14 protein-coding genes are annotated in these 15608 nt (G+C 42.1%); all 14 read left to right on the forward strand.

The window, feature by feature from the left end; genetic code table 11:
• Positions 1–54: 54 nt before the first annotated feature.
• Positions 55–819, forward strand: a complete 765-nt coding sequence (locus AB4140_RS12315; protein ID WP_102440016.1) for a FimV/HubP family polar landmark protein — start codon at positions 55–57, stop codon at positions 817–819.
• A gap of 126 nt (positions 820–945) precedes the next feature.
• Positions 946–1158: a 50S ribosomal protein L31 gene (gene rpmE, locus AB4140_RS12320; protein WP_076538513.1), complete on the forward strand. Its 213-nt coding sequence runs from the start codon at positions 946–948 to the stop codon at positions 1156–1158.
• A gap of 438 nt (positions 1159–1596) precedes the next feature.
• A complete protein-coding gene (locus AB4140_RS12325) occupies positions 1597–2838 on the forward strand; it encodes a malic enzyme-like NAD(P)-binding protein (protein ID WP_372001111.1) in 1242 nt (413 codons plus the stop codon).
• 412 nt (positions 2839–3250) lie between these two features.
• Entirely contained in the window at positions 3251–5173 is a 1923-nt protein-coding gene (gene csrD / locus AB4140_RS12330; RefSeq protein WP_102440014.1) for an RNase E specificity factor CsrD, read from the forward strand.
• Positions 5174–5627: 454 nt separating this feature from the next.
• Positions 5628–6557, forward strand: coding sequence for an MSHA biogenesis protein MshI (locus tag AB4140_RS12335; protein ID WP_303446118.1), 930 nt, complete (start codon positions 5628–5630; stop codon positions 6555–6557).
• Positions 6554–7156, forward strand: a complete 603-nt coding sequence (locus AB4140_RS12340; protein ID WP_102475449.1) for a fimbrial assembly protein — start codon at positions 6554–6556, stop codon at positions 7154–7156. Before AB4140_RS12335 ends, AB4140_RS12340 begins: the two co-directional genes overlap by 4 nt.
• Positions 7153–7803, forward strand: a complete 651-nt coding sequence (locus AB4140_RS12345; protein WP_102440011.1) for an MSHA biogenesis protein MshJ — start codon at positions 7153–7155, stop codon at positions 7801–7803. The genes AB4140_RS12340 and AB4140_RS12345 overlap by 4 nt, the downstream gene beginning before the upstream one ends.
• On the forward strand, positions 7790–8119 hold the full coding sequence (locus tag AB4140_RS12350) for an MSHA biogenesis protein MshK (protein ID WP_372001113.1): 330 nt from the start codon (positions 7790–7792) through the stop codon (positions 8117–8119). Before AB4140_RS12345 ends, AB4140_RS12350 begins: the two co-directional genes overlap by 14 nt.
• A 13-nt stretch (positions 8120–8132) precedes the next feature.
• The gene (gene mshL, locus AB4140_RS12355; RefSeq protein WP_102440010.1) at positions 8133–9809 is read left to right on the forward strand and encodes a pilus (MSHA type) biogenesis protein MshL; all 1677 of its coding nucleotides are present in this window, start codon (positions 8133–8135) and stop codon (positions 9807–9809) included.
• Between the two features lie 23 nt (positions 9810–9832).
• A complete protein-coding gene (locus AB4140_RS12360) occupies positions 9833–10765 on the forward strand; it encodes an ExeA family protein (RefSeq protein WP_303411892.1) in 933 nt (310 codons plus the stop codon).
• Positions 10762–12057, forward strand: a complete 1296-nt coding sequence (locus tag AB4140_RS12365) for a tetratricopeptide repeat protein (protein ID WP_372001115.1) — start codon at positions 10762–10764, stop codon at positions 12055–12057. Before AB4140_RS12360 ends, AB4140_RS12365 begins: the two co-directional genes overlap by 4 nt.
• Positions 12054–13808, forward strand: coding sequence for a GspE/PulE family protein (locus tag AB4140_RS12370; RefSeq protein WP_102520449.1), 1755 nt, complete (start codon positions 12054–12056; stop codon positions 13806–13808). Before AB4140_RS12365 ends, AB4140_RS12370 begins: the two co-directional genes overlap by 4 nt.
• A gap of 2 nt (positions 13809–13810) precedes the next feature.
• A complete protein-coding gene (locus tag AB4140_RS12375; RefSeq protein ID WP_102531494.1) occupies positions 13811–15028 on the forward strand; it encodes a type II secretion system F family protein in 1218 nt (405 codons plus the stop codon).
• Positions 15029–15065: 37 nt separating this feature from the next.
• Positions 15066–15584, forward strand: a complete 519-nt coding sequence (locus tag AB4140_RS12380) for an MSHA biogenesis protein MshF (RefSeq protein WP_303446117.1) — start codon at positions 15066–15068, stop codon at positions 15582–15584.
• Positions 15585–15608 lie beyond the last annotated feature (24 nt).

Below are 15608 nucleotides of genomic sequence, written 5' to 3' on the forward strand. Positions count from 1 at the left end.
GAAGCTCTAGTTTACTCCAGCTAGACCGTAAATAAATAGGATAAGAGAAAATTGATGTTAAAAGGATTATTTAGCAAACATACCCTAGCACTGTCTGTGTTTTTATTTTCGTTTAGTGCCCAAGCAGCGCTGAGTCATATCAGTATCAATAGCCGCCATTTTAAGCTAGATCAGCATCCGCAATTAAAGCTTAATATTGTGGCAGCTAACGATGATCTTTCACGGCTGAGTTTTCACTTACGTCAAACCGTTGGAGCAAATGAGGTTGTTGAGGAGTTAATGCTGCAACCTGTGAGTCGCTTTATGCTCTATGCCATAGGTGTTGATGATGTCAGTGACCCTAATGCTAAGCTGATTGTCAGTGAATATAAGGGCAATAGCTGGCAGCAGTATGCGGTATTGTCGGTATTTGATGCCCCTTACATAAAGCCAAATGGTCGCAGTGATATTAAAATCGATGCCGCTAAAGCACTCAAAAAAGTCCCGTTAGCTGCAACACCAGCCGAAAAGGATCCTATTATTGTAACGGCGAGTAATAACAGCAATAACAGTCAAGCTTGTATGGTTGAGCGTAATAACACTGAGACCTTATGGGGGATTGCGTCACGTTATGCTACATCGTGGAATACCCATGTTTATGGGGCGATGTTAGCGCTTTATGAGGCCAATCCTCAGGCGTTTTCTCAGCAGAAAATTCACTTAATCAAACAAGATGTGCCATTGCGATGCCCGACAAAAGTTCAGTTGAATCAATATATAACAAAGGCTGATGCGAAGCTTGAATTTGAGTCGATAGAAGCTAAACACCGTAGCCAATAAATAGCACTTGTTTGGTCTGGACACATACTGTACTATTGCGCGCCTAAAACACTATTGTTATTAACGCATGTGGTGCTCAACTTCGGGTTGGGAGAGCGACGTGGCCTCTATTAAAAGGTAATCCAAATGAAAACAGGTATCCACCCAGACTACGCTGAAATTACTGCAACTTGTACTTGTGGTAACATCATTAAAGTAAATTCAACTGCTGGTAAAAACTTGCACTTGGACGTATGTGGCGCATGTCACCCATTCTACACTGGTACTCAGAAAGTTGTAGACACTGGTGGTCGTATCGACAAATTCAACAAGCGCTTTGGTGCACTTGGTAAAAAATAATTGCTCTTGCAATTATTTTAAGAAAAAGACGCTTCGGCGTCTTTTTTTGTAGCTGTCACTTTTTACACAAATTTATTTTCAGCTGAATAAAGTTTTTGGTTATAAATTATATAAACTCAACTGAGATAATAATATTGTTATTTAGACAAACTTTTGACAAGTTTAAGTAGCATTTTACGGTTTTTATTAGCAAATCTTGTTATTTTTCTACATTTTTAAGTCCTTGATTCTTAATGTGATGGTTAATTTTTTGATTAAAAAATATAACTTGACCAAATTCTAATTATTAAAGGTAACTTTTGTTATTTTTTGATTTATAATCCCAGCAGAAAGCGATCGCTGACGGATTAGTTTGATCTCAAGTTATTTTTAACTGGCCTCGTTTTCGCAGAATTACTTTTACTTCGCCGTATCACTTGCCTCACTCAGGAAAATACAATGCCAGATTTTCGCCAACAAGCTCTCGATTACCATGAATTCCCAGTTGCAGGTAAAACTGCTGTAACCCTCACTAAACCAGCGCAAACCAGTCATGATCTGTCGCTGGCATACAGTCCTGGTGTGGCAGAGCCGGTAAGAGAAATTGCGGCAAACCCTGATGACGCATATCGTTATACTAATAAAGGTAATACCGTTGCGGTGATTTCTAACGGTACGGCAATTTTAGGCTTAGGTAACTTAGGCCCATTAGCATCAAAACCTGTAATGGAAGGTAAGGCATTACTGTTTAAGCGTTTCGCCAATATTGATTCAGTTGATATTCAAGTGAAGCACAGAACTACGGCAGATTTTATTAATACGGTTGAGTCGATTGCAGATACCTTTGGCGGCATTAATTTAGAAGATATCAAAGCGCCTGAGTGTTTTGAAATTGAAAGAGAGCTTATTGCCCGTTGTAATGTGCCTGTGTTTCATGATGATCAACATGGTACGGCTATCGTAACTGCAGCAGGCATGTTGAACGCACTTGAAATTCAAGGCAAAAAAATTGAAGACGCAGTATTTGTTTGTTTAGGTGCAGGTGCTGCGGCCATTGCTTGTATGACCATGATTGTTAAGTGTGGCGCTCAGCGTGAAAATGTTTACATGCTCGACAGACAAGGCGTGATCCATACTCGCCGTGAAGACATTAACGAATACAAAGCCTTGTTTGCTAACAACACAGACAAGCGTACCTTACAAGATGTGATTAAGGATGCCGACGTATTCTTGGGGCTTTCTGGCGCTGATTTATTAACTGCTGATGACATTGCGCTAATGGCACCAAAACCGGTTATTTTTGCTTGTTCAAACCCAGATCCTGAAATTAAACCTGAGTTGGCTCACTCAATCCGTCAAGATTTGATTATGGGTACCGGCCGTAGTGATTACCCAAACCAAGTGAATAACGTATTGTGTTTTCCTTTCATTTTCAGGGGCGCATTAGACGTTCGAGCCAGTGTCATTAATGATGAAATGAAAATTGCTGCAGTTAAAGCGTTAGCGGCAATTGCTAAAGAACCGGTTCCCGCAGAAGTATTAGCAGCCTACCCACATGTTAATTCATTAAGCTTTGGCCCAGAGTACGTGCTGCCTAAGCCAATGGACCCTCGTTTATTGAAAAATATCGCCAGTGCGGTATCTCAGGCGGCCATTGATTCAGGTGTCGCGGTATTAGATAAGGTACCCACTGACTATTAATCTATTAATGGTTAGATATTCACCTTAGTTAGAAGGGGCATTAGCCCCTTTTTTATTGGCTGAAAATGGCGTTAATAATAAACGAGTTTGACTGCTATAATTAAATGATGCTGAGTAAATGTCACTATTATTTTTGCAAGATTGCAGCAGATAATATAGCTAAATAAGATTATTAAGCCTAAGCTCACTTTTTTAAAACTGCGACAGCATTTTTTTATTAAACAAGTGATAGTATGACGCGTTCAATATAAGGCGAGACTATTAGTATAAAGTAAACGCGTTTAGCATAAACTGAACATGTGATTTTAATATTATTTTTCTAAACTATTTCTCTAATAATAAAAATGTACTCGCAATAAAATAACAATAACTAATTCCCCTTGAGTGCTGTGTTTAAGCAGGATGCTGATAAATGAAATTAACGAAAATGCTAACCAAAAAGCTGATCAGTTTTTGGCTGTTATCGCTCACGGCTGTGGGCTTTATTTTTTTGGTGGGTGCTATGGTCAGTTTCACGCAACTGACCTATAAATTTCAGCAGCAAAAAGTCGATAAGTTAGGGTTGATGTTAGTTGAACACTATCAATCTAAGAGCCAATCCGCAAACCAATCCAAGAGCCAACCCAAGTATCAGTGGGATTTACATGCATGGCTACCGCCTATGCTGATGGCTTTTAACGCCAATTCATTTAAGTTGACCCGTGGTGATGATATTTTATTTGAGTATTACTCCCCTACGGCAGATCAATATCCCACTCTATATAAGCATACGCTTGATAAGTCGTCTAATTTAGCGATGGAGCTAAATTTGCCTCAGCCTTATCTAGTTCAACAATTGGGGTGGTATGAATATATCAGCTTGTTTATTGCTTTAAGCGCCATTGGACTGTTTGTCCGTTTTGGATTGCGCTGGTTTACTGAAGAGTTAGACGGCATTGAACATATTGCTCAGCGTAGTCATTTGATTTTGGATGGAGAGCATCAACAAGCATTGCAATATGCGGCTAAGGCCAGACCACGACTGATTAACCGTGCCATGACAAAGTTACTTGTGCAACTGCAAGATGCCCAAAAAGAGCGTGGCCGTTTTGATCAGTTTATTCGCTCGAATACCTTTTTGGATCCCAGCACCCGCATTGGTAACCGCATATTTTTTGAAAACCGTTTGGAGGCGTTAACGCACCAAGAAACCATGATTGCTCATGGAGTAGTGGTGCTGATGAACTTTGACGACTTAGATTTATTGCAGCAACAACATGGTGTTGAAGAAGTGAATGAGCAGCTTAATGACTTAGTGCAAGCTGTACAAAGGTTGCTGGTGAGATTTGAAGAGTCCATTTTTGCTCGCTACAGTTTTAATCAATTTGTCGTGGTAGCGCCGCAACTTTCCCTTGCTGAAGCGGACAGTTTAGCCGGCAAACTGCTTAAAATTGGCATTAGCCAATTACAAAATCAGTCTGACTCTCAAGATAACTATATTCATTTGGGGGCGGCCTTTTATAAGGCTGGCGATCAGCAGCAGCAGATCGTTGAAGAAGTTGAAATGGCCTTGAAAGCAGCGCAATTGCAACGAAATAATAACTGGTTTATGTATGACAAAGGCGCTGTGGATAAAGAGATCGCCAAAGGATCGGTGCGTTGGCGCAGTTTCTTAGAAAGCACCTTAGTTAACCGCCGCTTTGTGACTGTTACTAAAAAAGTGATTGATAGCGATGGCGCAACTTGTCATCAGGAAGTCTTTAGCCGGGCTATTGATAATCAAGGTAATGAGGTTAGGGCGACGTTATTTATACCTATGGCCAACAAATGTGGCTTGATGCCGCAAATTGAGCGGCAATTAATTGAAACTGTATTGTTCGAGCTAATGGCTAATAACCAACAGCATTTTAGTGTTAATTTAAGCCTCGATTCGCTAACCAGTCGCGCTTTTACGCGCTGGCTACAAACCACATTACTTGAGCATCGCCCTTTAGCATCAAGGCTTACTTTTGAAGTGGCTGAAAATATTGTGGTCAAACATCAACAAGACTTGGTAGCCACGCTCGAAATGCTTCGCAAAATAGGAGCCAGGTTGTGTGTTGACCATGTGGGCTTGCAAGTTGTGGGCACTCACTATATTCAAGAGTGTCATTTTGACTTAGTAAAATTGCATCGCTCTATTATTCACCAAATCCATTTAAAGTCAGAAAACCAATTGTTTATTCGTAGCTTAATTGGTGGCTTATATCGCGCTGAAGTGCAGGTATTTGCTGAAGGTGTCAGCAGTTTTGAAGAGTGGCAAACTTTAAAAATTCTCGGTGTTAGTGCCGCCCAAGGTGACTTTTTTAACCATTAGTATTGACCTTGTTTGGGCTAGCTTAAAAGCGTTTTGCTATAAATTGGTACAATAATTGTATCTTACTGTATCAGTAACGACTCATAGTGGGTCGTTATCGGTAGCCGTTCTGGGAGCAATGATAGATTTTGGCCATTTACTCAGCAGATTTTAGCACATTTAACAGTGATAGCATGTTTGATGAACAAGTGTGAAACTTGTATATCTTCGTTTAACAACCTATCTTATGTATAATGGAAAATTAGCCAAATATTACCCTATAAAATTAAGGGACTAGAGGTTAAAATGACACTCGTTATTTTTTTGACACTTTTTTAGTCTTAGTTGGCTATAGTCGTTATGACATCTCGGTAAGTGCGCTATTTTGATGTTGTATAATTGGTTTGATTTTGGCTGCGTAGAGTTGCTTTTCTATGTCATTACATTTGCGAGTCATTGAAGCACAGGGTTTTGAATGAAAAATGGTTTTTTGAACACATTAGCTTTTTGGCGCAAGCCTCAGCCTACTACAGAGTTAGGCTTATACCTTGGCGCGGATACGATTTCAGTTTTTCAGACTAATATTGTCAGCAATGCTGAACAACAAACTGATTCAAAAACAAAATCCTTTGTAAACTCGGCTAAAAACAGTGTTATTCATCAAATCGCTTTTAATGGCGATAATTACTCAAAAGCCTTTGAAATGCTACAGCAAGAATTTGGTGCAGCTAAGCTTCAAATTGTTTTGAGCGAAGCCTTTTATCAGTTAGTCACTGCCGACAAACCCAATGTACAAGCACAAGAGTTAACTCAGGCGCTATTGTGGTCGGTTAAAGATTTAGTTTCAGAGCCTGTTGGCAACATTCAATTAGATTACTTTGAGTCTTCATTAAATACATCCGGAAAAATTAATGTGGTGGTAGCTAATAAAGCGCAGCTGTCACAATTGGCACAAGCTTGTGAGCATCATGGTTTTGTCATTAGCGGCATCAGCATTGAAGAACTTGCCATGACCCACTTATTTGACGATGAGTCAGCCCACATGATTGTTAGTCATGTATCAGGGCAAGAGTTGCTATTAACCGTGGTTAAGCAAGGCGAGCTATTAATGCAGCGCCGAGTGCGCGGTTTCAGTCAAATAGATAGCGCCAGTGCCCAAGACTTACAATATGGATTAGCCGATAATTTGAGTTTAGAAATCCAACGCTCAATGGATTACTTCGAGAGCCAATTACGCCAAGCGCCAGTTCATTCGATTAATTTACTTATCAGTGGTGAATCCCAAGCCTTGGTGCCTTTGGTTGCACAAAACTTTAATCAAACGGTCAGTGTGATCTCACACGACTCAGTAAATGGTCATTTTGCCGCCATGGCATATGCGCAACTCGCTGGAGGTGTTAAGTGATCAAAACCACGGTTAACCTGTTTAGCGTAGACTTATTGCCCGCCAAGTTAAGGCTATCTTTTGAGCGCATGATGCTGGCGGTTGCCGCCGTAGTTGTGCTCAGCCTTATCGCCTGGGGTGTTGGTTTTTGGTTGGAGTCGACTCTTGCCAGTCAGCACGGCGCATTATCAAAGCAAAAGTTGCAATTAGACAACCAAAAAGCGGCGTTAGAGCTGCAATTATCCACCCGTCAACCGGATGCGGATTTAGTTGCTAAAGTCGAGCTTGAGCAGCAACGTCTAGAGTTAAAGCAATTATTATCAGATGAAATAAAACAACGAGATAACATGATAAGTCATGGCTACGCAGGCCTGCTCACCGATCTTGCCTCTGTATCTGATAGTTCTGTGTGGCTAAACCGTATCGTGATTAATCAGCAATATTTTGAATTTGAAGGTTTTGGCTCTCACCCCCAGAGCATTCCGCTATGGGTTGAGCGATTAAAAACCACTGAAACCCTTAAAGGTTATGCCTTTGCCACCATGACAATGGATAGAGGCGAAAACCAGCCTTTGGCGTTTAAGTTGGCGAGCACTGCTGAACAGGGGGCGAAGCAATGAAGCAAACATGGCAAAAACTCGCCACTCAGTTTAATGAGCTTAGTCAGCGCGAAAGAGTATTGATTGCCCTTGCCAGCATAATTGTTGTCGCAATGCTGCTTTATATTCCGGTTGAAACTATCTGGAAAGAAAGATTAAAGCTGTCACATCAAGTCACGCAAATTGAATCTGAAAATGATATTTCAGAGCAACAAATTGCGCTTTATCAGCAGCGATTAGCCATGGATCCTAATAGCGATTATCGCAATAGATTGACCATGATTGAGCAGCAAAATCAGCAGATGGATGCCAATTTAGAAAGCCAGATGATCTCCATGGTGCCAGCCAATTATATGCCGACAGTATTAACCACTTTGCTGGGTAATATTAACGATGTGAAGTTAGTGTCATTTTCCTCTATCGCCCCGCAGCCACTTATTGAGGTGGGCGAAGAAGACAAAATGAACTTATATAGCCATGGTATTCGCTTGACCCTAGAAGGGCGCTATTTTGCTATTTTAAAATTTATTCAGTCCATTGAAGCGATGCCAGACAAATTATATTGGAAGCGTCTCGATTACCATGTTGAGCAACACCCCAATGCCACAGTAGAAATAGAGCTTTATACCTTAAGTATTAATAAGGAGTTTATTAGTGTTGCACAATAAGCAGATACTCATAATCACCTGTGCTATCAGCCTAAGCTTTTTGCTATTCAGTAGCTTAAGTTTTGCAAAAGCATTGAGAGATCCGACACTACCAGGCAAAGGCTACGCAGTGTCATCGACTCAAGTTAATCGTCCGGGCTCATTAGTACTTAATAGCATAATGCATAGTAATAAACCCCATGCGGTGATTAACAACAAAATATTTTTTGTTGGTGATCGTGTCGAAGGGGTACGAATTGAATATATTGGAAAGCAATACGTTAATTTAGCTGATGGCAGAAAATTAACGCTATTTCAATCGATAACAGAGCGATAGGAAATCAATAACAATGAATGTAATTAAGTATATAACCCCTCTGCTATCTCTATGTTTGCTAGGTTGTCAAACCACAGACAGACCCGATCCAACCACGTCTAAAAGTGAGCTGAGTCAATCTCTTGAGCAAGCACAAGCGGCGCAAAATATTGTCCCGCCGCCAGCGCAAATGCCTGAAGATGTGCAGCGTGAATTAAATGGTTCAAGTTCCCTTGGCAGAACCAGTGCATCTTTACCGACTGAGCGCCGCTTTGATGTGTCTGCTAACGATGTTGATGCAAAAGTGTTTTTCCCAAGTTTAGTCCAAGGCACCCCTTTAAGTGTGGCGGTGCATCCTGATGTGACGGGCTCTATTTCTGTATCGCTCAATGGCGTGACGCTTTCTGAAGTGATTAAAGTGATTGAGGACATTTATGGTTATGAAGTTAGCCAAGATGGCCGTATTTTACGGATCTTCCCAGCGGGCATGCGCACTGAAACCTATCCGTTAAATTATATTTATATGGAACGTGAAGGCTTATCACTAACCTCTGTCAGTTCTGGCCGTATCTCAGATAGTAATGACAACTCAAACTCTAATTCAAACAGCAATAGTTCAAATAACAGTAATAGCAATAGCTCAAATAACAGCAGTAATAATAGCAATAACGATGGTAACGATAATACCAACGGCACCTTTATTCGCTCGACCACCAAGTCAAATTTTTGGGGTGAGCTAGAAAAAACCTTAGTATCAATTATTGGCGATACCGGTGGTGGACGCCAAGTGGTGATTACCCCTCAAGCTGGCTTAGTAACTGTGAGGGCTTTTCCAAACGAGCTACGCCAAGTCAGCACCTTTTTAAATATTGCAGAAACCCACTTACAGCGTCAGGTTATTCTGGAAGCCAAGATTTTAGAAGTGACCTTATCTGATGGTTATCAGCAAGGTATTCAATGGGATAACGTATTAGGCCATGCAGGTAGCACAGACATTAGTTTTGGCACTTCACCGGGTAATGGCTTAAGCGATCAAATTACTAATGTGATAGGTGGGGTGACCTCTGTCAGCTTAACCGGTACCGACTTTAGCACCATGATAAGCCTGCTGGATACCCAAGGGGATGTAGATGTACTTTCAAGCCCTCGGGTGACCGCATCTAACAACCAAAAAGCAGTGATCAAAGTGGGTAATGATGAGTACTTTGTTACTGACGTATCATCAACCACGGTTGCAGGAACAACGCCAGTGACCACGCCGCAAGTTGAACTCACGCCATTCTTTTCGGGGATAGCCTTAGATGTGACCCCGCAAATTGATGGTGAAGGCAATGTCTTGTTGCATGTTCATCCATCAGTGATTGATGTGTCTGAGCAAATCAAAGAAATTAAAGTGAGTGGCTCATCATTAGAGCTGCCATTAGCGCAAAGTGAAATCCGTGAATCTGACACTGTGATAAAAGCGTCATCAGGTGATGTGGTGGTGATCGGTGGCCTAATGAAGAGCGAGAATATTGAAATTGTCTCTAGAGTGCCGCTACTGGGTGATATTCCTTTCTTAGGGGAAGCATTTACCAACCGCAGTAAATCAACCAAAAAAACCGAGCTTATCATTATGCTTAAGCCTACGGTTGTTGGCGCAGACACCTGGACCAATGAGCTAAAACGTTCAAAAGACCTGTTAGATCGTTGGTACCCAGAGCAAGAATAGCGATGTAAGCACGAGCAAACATTATGTATCAGCAGCACTTTGGCCTGAGTCAGTTACCGTTTACGCTTACGCCAAATACACAGTTTTTCTTTGGTTTGACGCCCCATGTGGAGGCGTTACAAGTGCTGCAAACTGCCATCGCTAATGGTGAAGGCTTTATTAAAGTAACTGGTGAGGTAGGGACAGGTAAAACGCTGATTTGTCGTAAGCTGATGAACGATTTACCGACTAATTATCACTGCGCATATATACCGAACCCTTATTTAACCCCTGACGAGCTTCGTTGGGCGTTAGCGGCGGAGCTCGGGGTTTTATTAACTGAAAACCTCAATCAGCAGCAACTTACCAGCTTAATTCAAAGCCGTTTACTTGAGCTCAACAGCCAAGGCTTTAAAGTGATTCTGGTGCTCGATGAAGCTCAAGCCTTACCTAATAACAGTTTAGAAACGCTGCGGCTATTTACCAATTTAGAAACTGAAAGCGCCAAGTTAATTCAAGTGGTGTTGTTTGGTCAGCCAGAACTAGATAAGCGCTTACAAGACCCAGCAATACGGCAGCTAAAACAGCGGATCACCTTTAGTTATAGCCTTAGGCCATTAGTATGGGATGAAATTAAAGCGTACCTTAATTATCGCTTAAGTGTTGCAGGCTACCAAGGCAAAGGTTTGTTTAGTGATAAAGATATTAAATTAATCGCCCAAGCGGCAAGAGGCATACCACGGTTAGTTAATGTAATTGCTAATAAAGCCATGTTGCTGTGTTATGCAGAAGGGCGAGCGCAAATAAGCACATCACATTGCCGCGCAGCCATTGCCGATACTGAAGATGCCACACATCTATCACCCAGCAATACCATAAATGCTTGGGTATTTTTTATATTAATTATTAGCGCATCACTGACATGTTTATATATTGTCGATGTTGACTGGTTAGCTGTTTTAAGTGAGTCAATATGAGCGTAATAAATAAAGTTTTAAAAGATTTAGATAAGCGCCAGCAAACCGCAGTAGATGAAAATGGCGCTGCCAATACGACTGAGGCTTTTGTTACTCCCAAAGTGCAATTCCACAGTCAGTTGCAACCAGAATCAACATCTGGCTCAGCAATGGGGGCGAACCGAGGCTTATTCATCGCGCTGGTGATGATAATTACCATGTTGATATTAGGCTTCATGCTTTATCAACAAGGTAAGCAATTACAAAACCTGCAGCCTTTGGCTGAGCATAATCTTCAGTCTAAGGCTGATACTAGCAATGCCAGTGCGAAGGTAACCATAGCGCAGCAAGAGACTGAGAATAATATTACTGAGGCTGAGATTAAAACCTCGGATCCGCTTGCAGGCGCTGAGCTAAAAGAAAGTGATCTAAATAAAAGTAAGCTAAATGAAACTGATGCTAACCAGCAATCAAAGCTAGCAAATGTAGAGCTAGTAAATGTAGCGTTAGCTGAGCAACAAGACATAGTCGTTAGTGAGCCAGCAAGCCTCAGCGCAGAAGCTAAGGCAGTAACACAACACCAAACGCTGGTTGAGCCTGAAGCCGTCAAAGTGGCTGATAAAACGGCGGATGTAAAAGTGCATTTTGCCCAACATCGCCGTTCAAGCAGCAGTGCAACCGTGGCCAATGTAAATCAAAAAGGTCACATGGCGGTTAAAGAAGTGACCTTAACTAATGAACAATTAGCGAAGAAAAAATTCGACGCAGCAGAAGTGGCTGAGCAGCAGCAAAAAATTGATCAAGCGATTAAAAATTATTATGAAGCTTTAGTACTGCAGCCTTCTATGCATCAAGCAAGAAAGCAACTCGCCGCGCTGTATTACTCAGTCAATAACTTAGGCAGAGCCGAGCAAATTTTAGCCCAAGGGGTGAGCCTTTTTCCTGAAGAGGTTGAATTAGCCATCTTAAAGGCAAAAGTGCAAATCGCCGCGTTTAGTCCCAATAAAGCGCTCAATACCTTGAGTGAGATAGACGATAACAGCGAATGGGCCAGAGACAAGTGGATGTTACAAAGTGATATTGCACAACAAGAAGGTCAATTTGCACTGGCAGAAGCGGCTTATCGCTCATTACTTTCCATTGAACCCTCGCAAGCGCGCTGGTGGATGGGCTTAGCTTATGCGTTAGATTCACAACAACAATACCCTCAGGCGGCAGATGCTTATCGAAAGGCAATGTCATATAGAGGTTTATCAACGGGTGCTATGACTTATATAGAGCAGCGTTTAATTCAACTAGGAGGTAGCCAATGAAACCTAAATTGAAAATGCGTTTGGGCGATCTACTAGTTCAAGAACACATTATTTCAAACGATCAGTTAATGCAGGCTTTAGCGGAGCAGCGTAATTCCGGAAAAAAACTCGGTCGTACCTTAATTGATCTTAACTGTATTACTGAAGATCAATTACTGAAGTTTTTATCCCAGCAGCTTAATCTGCCTTATTTAGATATCAGTCGTCTTTCTATTCCTGCTGAAGTGGTCAGTTTGATCCCTGAAGTACAGGCGCGCCGGTATCGCGCCTTAGTCGTTGAAGCCACCGCTGACAGCGTGACCTTGGCGATGAGCGATCCTGCTGATTTACAAGCAATCGATCACCTTGAAGTGTTTGTAGCACCGAAAAAATTGACCATTGCGGTGACGCCAGAGCGACAGTTACTGGATGCCTTCGATAACCTCTATCGACGCACCGATGAAATTGCAAAAATCGCGGGTGAATTAGAAGAAGAATATGCCGCAGATGACATGTTCGACTTGGCCAGTATCACCAACAGTGACAGTGATAATGAAACCACAGTGGTTAAATTATTACAGTCGATTTTTGAAGATGCTGTGCAAATGCGTGCCTCGGATATTCATATTGAACCCGGTGAAAAAGTACTGCGTATTCGTCAGCGTATCGATGGTCAGTTACATGAAAACACCTTAGATGAAGTCAATATTGCCTCAGCATTAGTACTGCGTTTAAAGCTAATGGCTGGACTTGATATCTCTGAAAAGCGTATGCCACAAGATGGCCGTTTTAATATAGAGGTAAAAGGCCACAAAATTGATATACGTATGTCTACCATGCCGATTTATCATGGTGAGTCGGTGGTAATGCGTTTATTGGATCAATCAGCAGGCTTACTGACGTTGAATGAAACCGGTATGCCGGACCATATTTTGCAGCGCATTCGTAAACAGATTAAGCGACCTCACGGCATGCTGTTAGTGACAGGGCCAACTGGTAGCGGTAAAACCACCACCTTGTATGGCATTTTAAGTGAGTTGAACAAAGCTGATACTAAGATCATTACCGTTGAAGATCCGGTGGAATACCAATTGCCGCGGATTAACCAAGTACAGGTAAATCATAAGATAGGCTTAGATTTTTCCAATGTACTACGTACCACCTTACGTCAAGATCCCGATATCATCATGGTGGGTGAGATGCGTGATCAAGAAACCGTCGAAATTGGCCTTCGAGGCGCATTAACCGGTCACTTTGTGTTATCGACCTTGCATACCAATGATGCCATTACCAGTGCGCTACGTTTACTCGATATGGGCGCAGCCAGTTACCTAGTTGCCAGTGCGCTAAGGGTGATTATTGCCCAGCGGTTAGTGCGCCGCGTATGTGCGAACTGTGTGACTGATTACCAAGCCACAGCAGGCGAATTAGCCTGGATTAACGCCGTAAGCAAAAAAGATCCTAGCCAAGCCAACTTTAAAGTAGGTACAGGTTGTCAAAGCTGTAATGGCTCCGGCTACCGTGGTCGTATAGGTATTTTTGAAATTCTTGAGCTTGATGATGCCATGGTGGATGCGATGCGCACCGGTAACCCGCAAGACTTTGCCCATGCCGCCAAGCAAAGCCCAAGTTTTGTGCCGCTGGCAGACTCAGCATTTGAATATCTATTTAATGGCATGACAACCATAGAAGAGGTAGCCAAACTGGTTGAAGATGTCAGTGAGCTGCGAATGGAGCCCCCCGCTCTGCATAATATTGCTTCAGGGGTCTAATTATGCCGACATTCCAGTATCGAGGACGAAACTCCCAAGGCGCTGCCGTTACTGCCTTAATTGAGTCAGCTAACGAGAATAGCGCCGCAGATGCGTTAATGTCTCGTGGCATTATTCCCCTTGAGCTGCGTGAAGTAAAACCGACCAAGCCTTTTAATTTTGGCGGTATTTTTACTCAAAAGGTGTCATTAGAAGAGCTACAAATTTTTACTCGGCAAATGTATTCGTTAACTCGCTCTGGCATTCCAATTTTGCGTGCTATTGCAGGTTTGGCTGAAACTACGCATTCCCAACGAATGAAAGATGCCCTTAATGATATTTCAGAGCAATTAACCTCAGGTCGCCCTTTATCTGCCGCCATGAATCAGCATCAAGATATTTTTGATTCGCTGTTTATCTCTATGGTTCATGTGGGTGAAAACACCGGTAAATTGGAAGATGCTTTTATTCAGTTATCTGGCTATATCGAACGAGAGCAAGAGACTCGCCGCCGAATAAAGTCAGCTATGCGTTATCCGATATTCGTACTGATAGCCATCGGTATTGCCATGGTGGTGTTGAACATCATGGTTATTCCAAAGTTTGCTGATATGTTTTCCCGTTTTGGCGCCGAACTGCCGTGGGCAACTAAAATTTTAATTAACACCTCTAATTTATTTGTTAATTATTGGCATGTAATGACAGTGGTTTTAGTGGCCATTATTGTCAGCATTCGATATTGGCATCACACCGAAAAAGGTGAGCGACAATGGGACAAATGGAAATTACATATTCCTGCGGTGGGCTCAATCATTGAACGCTCAACCTTATCGCGCTACTGCCGCAGTTTCTCGATGATGTTGGGAGCGGGTGTGCCTATGACTCAAGCGCTCAGTTTAGTGGCAGATGCCGTAGATAATAGTTATATGCATGACCGTATTGTTGCCATGCGCCGCGGAATTGAATCTGGTGAATCAATGCTAAGGGTGTCAAACCACAGTGGTTTATTTACACCATTAGTGCTGCAGATGGTGGCAGTAGGCGAAGAAACCGGTCAAATCGATAAATTACTTAATGATGCTGCTGATTTTTATGAAGGTGAAGTGGATTACGATTTAAAGAATTTAACCGCCAAATTAGAGCCGATTTTAATTGGCTTTGTAGCAGGCATTGTATTAATTTTGGCCTTGGGTATTTATCTGCCAATGTGGGATATGCTCAATGTGGTCAAAGGTGGCTAACAATGCATAACGCCACAATGTTTGAGTTAATTGCATAATGCAAAAACAACAGCAATCAGAAAATAATTTGGTTAAGAGCTATATCCGTATTATCAGCATCACCTTAGTGCTCGTGATTATGGTTGTTATCGGAGCGAAACATTTTGCAAGCGTCGAGAGTATCGGCGCTCAAAGTATCCACCGAGAACATAATCGGCTGCTGTATGTGCTGGCGATGGTAAAAAGCCAGTGGCTTAGTCAGGGCAAGCCTCAGCGCTTGAAGTTAAGTTGGGAAAACCTAGCTTCAGGTTCAGCTAAACAACTTAAAAATGATAAGTTGGCTGGGGAGGATAATATTATTTTGATGTCGACTTTTGGCTGGCCAATGCTAAAATCCGCCTCCGCACAGGGTTGTGTTGAGTTATGGCAACAATTGATGGCAAGCAACTTGCTAGATATGGGAGTTAAGGTAAATTACCAAACCGAATTAGAGATTTGTCATTTCGCTACAGCGCAAAGTGGTAGCATTAGTTATCAGGTTTCATCGGGGCGGGTTATTTTTACCGGGTCAGATTAAATTTTAATCGATACAGGTGTTTAA

The sequence above is a fragment of the Shewanella sp. 10N.286.51.B2 genome (assembly GCF_041469265.1).
Classification (GTDB): domain Bacteria; phylum Pseudomonadota; class Gammaproteobacteria; order Enterobacterales; family Shewanellaceae; genus Shewanella.